At 40.8% G+C, this 8,700-nt stretch carries 8 protein-coding genes; 4 read left to right on the plus strand and 4 right to left on the minus strand.

Annotated elements, in window-relative coordinates; all coding sequences use genetic code 11:
* Positions 1-71: 71 nt before the first annotated feature.
* The 4 genes from Q0507_RS07135 to Q0507_RS07150 all read right to left on the minus strand — a co-directional run bounded on the left by Q0507_RS07135 (position 72) and on the right by Q0507_RS07150 (position 3,950).
* Positions 72-1,172, minus strand: a complete 1,101-nt coding sequence (locus tag Q0507_RS07135; RefSeq protein ID WP_298714437.1) for a metal ABC transporter permease — start codon at positions 1,170-1,172, stop codon at positions 72-74.
* A complete protein-coding gene (locus Q0507_RS07140; protein ID WP_298714440.1) occupies positions 1,169-2,134 on the minus strand; it encodes a metal ABC transporter permease in 966 nt (321 codons plus the stop codon). The genes Q0507_RS07135 and Q0507_RS07140 overlap by 4 nt, the downstream gene beginning before the upstream one ends.
* On the minus strand, positions 2,131-2,862 hold the full coding sequence (locus Q0507_RS07145; RefSeq protein ID WP_298714443.1) for a metal ABC transporter ATP-binding protein: 732 nt from the start codon (positions 2,860-2,862) through the stop codon (positions 2,131-2,133). Before Q0507_RS07145 ends, Q0507_RS07140 begins: the two co-directional genes overlap by 4 nt.
* Before the next feature lie 146 nt (positions 2,863-3,008).
* Positions 3,009-3,950, minus strand: a complete 942-nt coding sequence (locus Q0507_RS07150) for a metal ABC transporter solute-binding protein, Zn/Mn family (RefSeq protein ID WP_298714446.1) — start codon at positions 3,948-3,950, stop codon at positions 3,009-3,011.
* Between the two features lie 464 nt (positions 3,951-4,414).
* On the opposite strand from Q0507_RS07150, the gene Q0507_RS07155 reads away from it, so the two are divergent.
* The 4 genes from Q0507_RS07155 to Q0507_RS07170 form a co-directional block, all read left to right on the plus strand.
* The gene (locus tag Q0507_RS07155) at positions 4,415-4,792 is read left to right on the plus strand and encodes an energy transducer TonB (protein ID WP_298714449.1); all 378 of its coding nucleotides are present in this window, start codon (positions 4,415-4,417) and stop codon (positions 4,790-4,792) included.
* A gap of 10 nt (positions 4,793-4,802) precedes the next feature.
* Positions 4,803-5,150, plus strand: coding sequence for an energy transducer TonB (locus tag Q0507_RS07160; RefSeq protein WP_298714460.1), 348 nt, complete (start codon positions 4,803-4,805; stop codon positions 5,148-5,150).
* 229 nt (positions 5,151-5,379) lie between these two features.
* The gene (locus Q0507_RS07165; protein WP_298714453.1) at positions 5,380-6,996 is read left to right on the plus strand and encodes a PAS domain-containing protein; all 1,617 of its coding nucleotides are present in this window, start codon (positions 5,380-5,382) and stop codon (positions 6,994-6,996) included.
* A gap of 364 nt (positions 6,997-7,360) precedes the next feature.
* A partial coding sequence (locus Q0507_RS07170; RefSeq protein WP_298714454.1) for a phosphoenolpyruvate carboxykinase (ATP) occupies positions 7,361-8,700 on the plus strand: 1,340 nt, incomplete at its 3' end.

The following is an 8,700-nucleotide window of genomic DNA, read 5'->3' on the forward strand; positions in this document are numbered from 1 at the left end:
TAGTAAATAAAAATGAAGTTATAATATAAAAATAGCAACGTTAAATTATTTAACGCTGCTATTTTTGTGTTTTAAATAATTTCCTTAACCTGTGCAATTCCTTTATCAGTAAGCACGTAGTGTCCATTTGTCACATATAATAGGCCTTGTTTTTTTAGCTGTGAAGCAGCTTGATGAGTATAATCAGGTCTCCAGTTCAAATGCTCGTGAATGGTGCCAATGCCGTTTTCAACGTGCGCGATAGGTGTATCCATATGTGTATAAATATGGCATAGCATCATCGTTTCCCGATAATGGCGACGCAAATGACGTTGACGGCGGTATGTGGCGATATAGCCAGTCTTCGGTGTTGCGATAACAGCGATAATCAGTGCGATACCGATGGTGGTAGCAATGGAACCCGCGATGGATACGTCCATGGTGAAAGCTACTTCCGTACCGATAACGGCACAGATAATACCGATGATGATACTACTAGTAAGCATGGCTTTCACAGAGTCCGTCCATAAATAAGCGATGGCTGCAGGTCCTATCATGAGACCGATGACGAGAATGGCACCTACTGCTTGGAACGAGGCCACAACGGTGAGGGATACCATGGTCATGAGTACATAGTGGATGAGGGCTGGCATAAAGCCGAAGAGCCCCGCTAGTAGCGGATCAAAGGTGGAGAGTTGCAATTCCTTGTAGAATAGCATGACTAAAATTAAATTGATGAGCGCCACGCCTAGGGAAACCCATAACGATACAGGTCCTAAATCGTTGCTATTCACAATCCATCGATCAAAGGGGGCAAAGGCTATCTCGCCGAGTAATGCGGTATCTACATCGAGATGAGCATTACCGCTGTATAAGCTGACCAAGATGATGGCGATGGAGAATAGAAGTGGGAAGATGATACCGATAGATGCATCTTCGTTGACGAGGCCAGTATTGTGTATCATTTCCGTAAGCCATACGGTGCCTACACCAACTAAGGTAGCCCCGACGAGTAGAAATGGAGAGTTTAAATCTTCCGTCATAAAGAAAGCGAGCACGATGCCGAGGAATACGGTGTGCGTAATGGCATCGGCCATCATGGACATGCGACGCAATACGAGGAAGACCCCAGGGATGGCACATGCGATGGACACCGCAATGGCAATGAGCAATATCTCTGTATGAACTGTCATGGGGCACCTCCTATGCGAGGTTGTGCGTCCTCTGCTACGTAAATACTTTGCTGTGCCTTGAATTTGGGAGCTCTTGTGGTTTCTAACAATAATGCGTGCTTTGACCGTCTATTTTTGCGGAACTGCCAGAGCATACCTCTGTTAGGAGCAAAGATGAGACTCAATAATACGAGAATCGATAAAATGACGATGATAGCTGGACCTGTCGGTAATTTGGGGACCGCTGTACTCCAGATAGTACCGCCGATGGCAGATATCATGCCGAAAAGACCTGCTAATATACACATGGTGCCCAGTTTATTCGTCCACTGTCTTGCCCCAACGGCGGGTGCAATGAGGAGGGAACTAATCAAGATAGCCCCTACCGATTGAATGCCGATGATGATGGTCATGATCAATAGTGAACGATATAAAATAAGGGTGAAAGTGACGGGAATTTGTAGTGTTTTGGCGTATTCCACATCGAAGGAGATGAGCTTTAACTCCTTCCAGAATAATGCGGTTAACACGATGATAATGAGCGCCGCTGCAGATGTGATGTATACGTCGCGCGCCAATATGGTGGCGGCCTGTCCAAATATAAATTTTGAAAGCCCCGCCTGACCAGCATTGTTTAAGCTTTGTACATAGGTGAGCAATACCATACCGAGCCCAAAAAAGGCGGAGAGTATGGTGGCTAAAGCGCCATCAAATTTAATCTTGCTATTTTCTACGGTAATGGTAATGAGCCAAGCCGCAGTTATCGATGAAAGTGCGGCACCGACGATGAGAACCTCAATATCTTTAATGCCTGTCAGCAAGAAGGCAATGACCACACCGGGCAGTGCCGCATGTGATAGACCGTCACCGATGAGGCTTTCCTTGCGAAGTACCGCAAAGGTGCCAGCGATACCACTAGCGAGGCCTAATAACGCCGTGCCGAGTAGTACCATCTGCGTCGTATAGGATTGGAATATGGTCATACAATCCTCCCTTTGCCGTAGGTGCGCTCAATAGCTTCGTCCGTAAACGTATCTGCTACAGAACCATAGGCGACAGTTTGTTTGTTTACCATCGTTACCCAATCGAAATATTGGGGCACCGTATTTAAATCGTGGTGGACGACGATAACCGTTTTGCCTCGAGCTTTCATTTCTTGTAAAAGAGAAATAATAGCATGCTCTGTAGTTTTATCGACGCCCTTGAAGGGTTCGTCCATGAGGTAAATATCTGCCTCTTGGACGAGGGCTCTTGCGAGGAAGACGCGTTGTTGTTGTCCCCCTGAAAGTTGGCGAATTTGTCGATCCACATAGTCGCTCATGCCCATTTTTTCTATCATGGAAAGGGCGAGTTCCTTATCCTTTTTGCTAGGTCGCTTGAACCAACCTAGATGACCATAACGGCCCATGAGGACTACATCCAGTACGGTAGTGGGAAAGTCCCAGTCTACGCTGCCACTTTGAGGGACGTAGGCGATTTTCTTGTAATCGTTTTTGTCCATCGCTAAGTGGTGATCGATATAAAATTTTACACTTCCTGAGATAACTGTTAGTAGGCCGAGCATGGCCTTTAATAATGTGGATTTACCGGCACCATTAGGGCCGACAATGGCCGCTAAGGAACCGATGGGTACCTTCATATCTACGTCCCATAATACGGGTTTTGTCGTATATGCTACGGTCATATCTTCAACTTCAACGGCCCATTCCATGGAAACCTCCTTGTATTAATGAGTGCTACTAGCTGTGAATTGCTAGTAGCACATGTACTTACAATAACAAAGTAAATTTAAGTCTATTTAAGTTAGTATAAGTAAATTTACTTTATTGTATTTAATTAAGAAACTCTAATAAATGATTATTTAAGTGCCTTAGTAATCGTATCGATATTAGCTTTCACCATACCGATATATGTGCCACCTTCAGTGCCTTCAGAACCGAGGGAGTCGGAGTATAATTCACCACCAATGGAAACGTTCCAGCCTTTAGCTTTAGCTGCTTCTTGAACAGCCTCGATAGTTTTATGCGGTACAGAAGATTCTACGAAAATAGCTTTGATTTTGTGGTCAACAATGAATTGAACTAGATTATTCACATCTTGTGTACCTGCTTCTGTGGCAGTACTTACACCTTGTAAACCTTTTACTTCAAAGCCGTACGCGCGAGCGAAGTATTGGAACGCATCGTGAGCTGTTACGAGTACGCGAGATTCTTTCGGAATCGATTCTGCTTGAGCTTTAACGTACGCATCAGTTTCATCTAATTTAGTAAGATATGCGTCATAGCGTTTTTTGTAATCTTCTTTATGAGCCGGATCGGCTTTAGCAAGACCTTCGTATACTGCTTTTGCTGCCAGTTTCCAGTTAGCCACGTCAAACCAAATATGAGGGTCTTTTGTTTTTACCCCATCTTCTTCGTCAAAGTCGAGCAATGTAGCTGGATCAATGGCATCAGATACGCGGATGGTCGCTTTATTTTGCTTTGTTAGGTTATCGAAAATGGAGCCCATTTTACCTTCCAAGTGAATGCCGTTATATACTACAACATCCGCTTTAGACATAGCTGTTACATCGCCTGCACTCGCTTGATATAGGTGAGGATCTACACCAGGTCCCATGAGACCTTGTACGGTTACATGGGCACCGCCGATTTCTTTTACTAAATCCGTTAACATCGTTGTAGTAGCTACGACATTAAGTTTTTTTTGACTATCTTGGGCTGTGTCTTTTCCGCAGCCTGCAAGGGCAAATACTATAAGTGCTAATGATACGACGACTAATAAAATTCGATTAAATTTCATAATAAGCCTCCTTTTTTATAGATACTAAATTTAAAAACATTAATGACTTTGTTTGAGGGAAATATTTTGTTCTAATAATGAAATAATTTGAAGAAGGAAAATATCTCTCTGAATTTAAACGGAAAAATAGCCGCTACTAACGTAGCGGCTAGTGGCAGTTATACGGTCTTCTGCTAAGGTCAAAATAATCTAGGGAATAAGTGCTTGTAGATGGCTAGGCCCAACGAGGGCAACGATACCAAGTACCATCATGACCTTCATTTGAATACGCTTTCTACGTCTCATGATGAACCTCCTTTGTGTAGTTTTTTGTCATATCAACTAGATATGTGAGTTCGAACAGTTATCTTGAATCCAATATATCATAAATGAGAAATTTTATCAATAAGAATTTATTCTTTTAATATTCATCTTTATTTAGTATGATATTATGCATAGATAAAAGGTTAATAAGGAGGCTTCTTATGAATAAATTATTCCGATACGCTGCTGCAGCTATACTTGTTGCATCTTTCGGTATGTTAGGTGATTATACAGCTGATGCGGCGAAGTTTTTAGAATCTCCAAGAGAGGTTACTATTGTAAAACCAGAGTTGCCTGAGATTCCTCAAACCGCTACGGTAGCGCCTGATATGCGCGTACGCTTCTTGATTGATAAAAAAGGTAATGTTAAAAATGTTTTCGTAGAGCGCTCTTCTGGATATGCTCCTGTTGATGAAGCAGTAAAAAAAGCAATTTTGCAGTGGAAGTTTACCCCTGCTATTGGCACAGATCAAAAGGCACACGAATCCATTATTGGGATGACAATTACTCTGCCTAAGCAAGCTGTGAAAGCTAAATAAGGAGAAAATGATGAATAAAGTGTTGCGTTGTATTATCTTAAGCTCATTGTTTGTAATGAGTATGGTAGCTTCTGTGTTGGCAGCTCCATATGATCCACCAGTAGCTATAGCTACACCACCTATTGACCGAGCTCTGCTTGCCGCCTATGGTGAAGCAGCTCATGGTGCGGATATACGTTTTACCATCAGGGAAGATGGTTCTGTAGGGGACGTTGAAGTTGTCTCATCTAGTGGCTCTAGTGCTCTTGATGCAGCCATTGTTGATACTATTTCTAAATGGAGATTTAGTCCTGCCACAGATTCCAATGGTAGACCTGTAGCATCTTCTAAAACTGAATATATTGATTTTAAAAACTAATTAAAGACACTTATAGAGAACTGCACCCTAAAACTTGGACACAACTTTTGAGGTGCAGTTTTTGTATGCCAAAATATTCTAAAAAATAAAGTAAAGTTATTTATTTTCATAATATTTGATTCGTAAATTTTAAAAATAAATCAAAATTGTATCTGTAGCAACTGAAAATTACTTTCAAAATGATATAATAAAAATATAATTATAGATTAGCCAGTGGAGGTATAAGCATATGAATCCATTAAAACAAAAGCTAGATATTAACAATGAACGGTACAGAATTATTGTGTCCATTAAAGAAGATTATTTAGATGGTAAATTGTCCTTAGAAGAGGGCAATCGCATTTTAAAAGAGAAACTAGGTACTTGTACGCCTGATGAGTTTGCCTACGCAGAGCAAAGCTTGAAAGGTGTTTACAAAGACGAAGAAATCCTAGAGAAAATGGATGATCTTTTAGATTTATTTGACGGCGTTTTAGTACGTGCCGAAAATGAATACCCTGAAAACCATCCGTTGTGGGCATACTTGGAAGAAATCAACGCTGTTGAAAAGGTAGCCCTAGAAGCAGACGAATTGTTAAAACAAGAGAAGTTTATCAAAAATCCGTGGCTCGGCGTTTTTGATTCCTTAGCAGAGTGGAGAACTCATCTATCTCGTAAGCAAAATCAACTATATCCAATGCTTGAGGACCACGGTTTTGACCGCCCAACGCGCATTATGTGGACCTTTGATGATGCTGTGCGCGATGCTATCTCTGCATCCTATGCATTGCTTCGGGAAGATAAGTATGAAGAATTCCTAGCGTCTGTGCCAGAAACTCTGGCGAAATTACGGGATTTGAATTCTAAAGAACTAGAAGTCTTATTGCCAACGTCTTATAAATTGTTGAGTGACGAAGAGTTTGTTCGGATGAGTAAAAATGACCATGAAATTGGTTATGCCATCATTAATGCGCCAGGTTTATATGTAGTGCCAGGTATCAATGATTCTGCGGCGCAATTGAATGGCAATAATTCAGCTCAAGGTGGTGCTGTATCTAACGAGTTCTTAAATGATTTAGCCGGCTTGCTATCTAAATATGTAGGCCCTGTTGGTGGTGCGCCCGTTGGTAAGGACGCAGTTCTCGATGTAGCCACAGGTAAATTGACATTAGAGCAAATTAATTTGTTGTTCCGTCATTTACCGGTAGATTTATCCTATGTAGATGAAAATGAACTAGTTAAGTTCTACAGCGATACGGCACATCGTATTTTCCCTCGCAGTGCGAACGTTATCGGCCGTGAGGTGAAGAATTGTCACCCAGCAAAATCTGTTCATATAGTAGAAGAAATCGTAGAGAAGTTCCGTTCTGGCGAACAAAGCCAAGCGGAATTCTGGATCAATAAACCAGGTTTGTTCATCTATGTTATCTACACAGCAGTGCGCGATGAAAATGGTAAATTCCGCGGCGTATTGGAAATGATGCAAGACTGTACTCATATCCGTGAACTTGAAGGTTCCCGTACCTTGTTGACTTGGGATAAAACTGATTTTGTAGGCGATGGTGGTAAAGAAAAATCCTTGGCTCAAGAGGCAGCAGAAGAGGTAGAAGAAGAACCATTAACAACTGATGCAAATGGTCGATTCCATATCGATGCAAAAACAACATTGTCTAATCTAATTAAACAATGTCCGGATATTGTAGATCATTTGATTTCTTTAAATCCTAAGTTTGAGAAATTAAAAACACCTATGGTAAAAGTAATGGCTAAGGTGGCAACCATCAAGATGATTGCAGAGCGCGGTGAGTTTGAGGTAAATGATCTAATTAGCAAAATCGATGCATTTATCAATAAAGATAAGAAATAATTGCACTTTTAAACGTGAAAAGAGGCGAGTCCTAAGAGCTCGCCTCTTTTTGTTGATATTTAAATGTTTGCTTTGTAAATGTGACTAGTTACTTTATCACTATGTCTAGTTTTTAAGGTGTTCTATTGTATACTGATAGTTTCATGCAGCTAGGTATTAATTTATTGCATTACAAATATGTTGCACTAATTTGAAATAAACATACATTAATTTTCTATAAATCATCTGTTTTATGTATACAAATTTGATTGAAAAGGGTAAAATAGAAAATAATGAAAGTATTTGCCTAAGCAGTGTTTTCATATATAAAATTACTTTTACAAGAGAAATTACTAATATATTTAAAGGTGAGGATCTAGATACTATGTCGACAAGACGCGTTTGGAAGCAAAGTGAAATCAAAACAAACCCATTATTTTCTATGATGCGCAGTACAGTTGAAACTGCATTCTATGGGAACAATGTAACTCCTGTAACATCTGTGGCACAAGCGTATCAATTAGCCTCTGAAGAGCCAGGTGTTATCGTCCTTGATATGCCAGTATTTAAACCATTAGAGCAAGGTTTGCCAGCTGATGCAAAGGTTCTTGTTACAAACGATGGTAAAACTACAGGTCGCTATGCTAAAGCTCGCCGCATTATTGGCGATGAAGGCATAGATGAAGTTGAACTAGCTAATATTGCACGTGATGCAGTATATGATAGCCGCAATAAAGAGTGGATTTCTGCGGAAGCTATCGTTGGTCTTGATAAAAAATTCACAGCTCGTGCTCATTTGATGATTCCAAAAGATCACGCATCTATTTTGTATTCTTGGCTTATGAACTTTAAGTTCTTTGATGCGGCTGTAAAAGAATTCTATAACGATAGTGTAGAGATTCCAGAAGGCGATATCTATATTTACTCTGATCCTGATTATGTTGTGCCAGGTCATCCAGGTGGTCTTGCTATTTTTGACCCTGCTCATAACTGTGCCATGATTCTTGGTATGCGTTACTTCGGTGAGCATAAAAAAGGTACGCTTACACTTGCGTGGTCCTTGGCAAACCGCTTTGATTATGTTGCATGCCACGGCGGTATGAAACGTTACAACCTTGAAGGTGGTAAAACATATACTATCGGTGTATTCGGTTTGTCCGGTTCCGGTAAATCCACATTGACTCATGAAAAACATGGTGGTCGATATGATATTTCTATCTTGCATGACGATGCGTATGTTATCAATACAAAGGATTTGAGTTCTATTGCGCTTGAACCTACATATTTTGATAAAATGCAAGACTACCCTGTGGAACATCCTGCTAATGAATTCTTGTTAACACTACAAAACGTAGGCGTAACAATGGATGAGGATGGTCGCAAGGTTGTATTGGCCGAAGACGTGCGTAATAGCAATGGTCGTGCTATCAAATCTCAATTCTGGACAGATAATCGCGTAAACTACGTTGGTGAACCTGTTAATGCCATAGTATGGCTTATGAAAGATAAAACTTTGCCACCTATTCTTAAAATTGATGATCCAGTATTGGCATCTACTATGGGGGCAACACTTGCAACTCGCCGCTCTACGGCAGAAAAACTCGATGCTCATGTCGATCCAAATGCACTTGTTATCGAACCTTACGCAAATCCATTCCGTACATATCCATTGGTTCGTGACTATGAAAGCTATAAAAAACTGTTCTGCGAATGTGGCGTTGAATG

The organism is uncultured Veillonella sp. (assembly GCF_938010505.1).
GTDB lineage: Bacteria > Bacillota > Negativicutes > Veillonellales > Veillonellaceae > Veillonella.

Bases quoted from the DNA above. Each gene is read 5' to 3' on its own strand.
- Q0507_RS07150 (WP_298714446.1), bottom strand. From the start codon at position 3,950: ATGAAATTTAATCGAATTTTATTAGTCGTCGTATCATTAGCACTTATA.
- Q0507_RS07135 (WP_298714437.1), bottom strand. From the start codon at position 1,172: ATGACAGTTCATACAGAGATATTGCTCATTGCCATTGCGGTGTCCATC.
- Q0507_RS07140 (WP_298714440.1), bottom strand. From the start codon at position 2,134: ATGACCATATTCCAATCCTATACGACGCAGATGGTACTACTCGGCACG.
- Q0507_RS07165 (WP_298714453.1), top strand. From the start codon at position 5,380: ATGAATCCATTAAAACAAAAGCTAGATATTAACAATGAACGGTACAGA.
- Q0507_RS07160 (WP_298714460.1), top strand. From the start codon at position 4,803: ATGAATAAAGTGTTGCGTTGTATTATCTTAAGCTCATTGTTTGTAATG.
- Q0507_RS07155 (WP_298714449.1), top strand. From the start codon at position 4,415: ATGAATAAATTATTCCGATACGCTGCTGCAGCTATACTTGTTGCATCT.
- Q0507_RS07145 (WP_298714443.1), bottom strand. From the start codon at position 2,862: ATGGAATGGGCCGTTGAAGTTGAAGATATGACCGTAGCATATACGACA.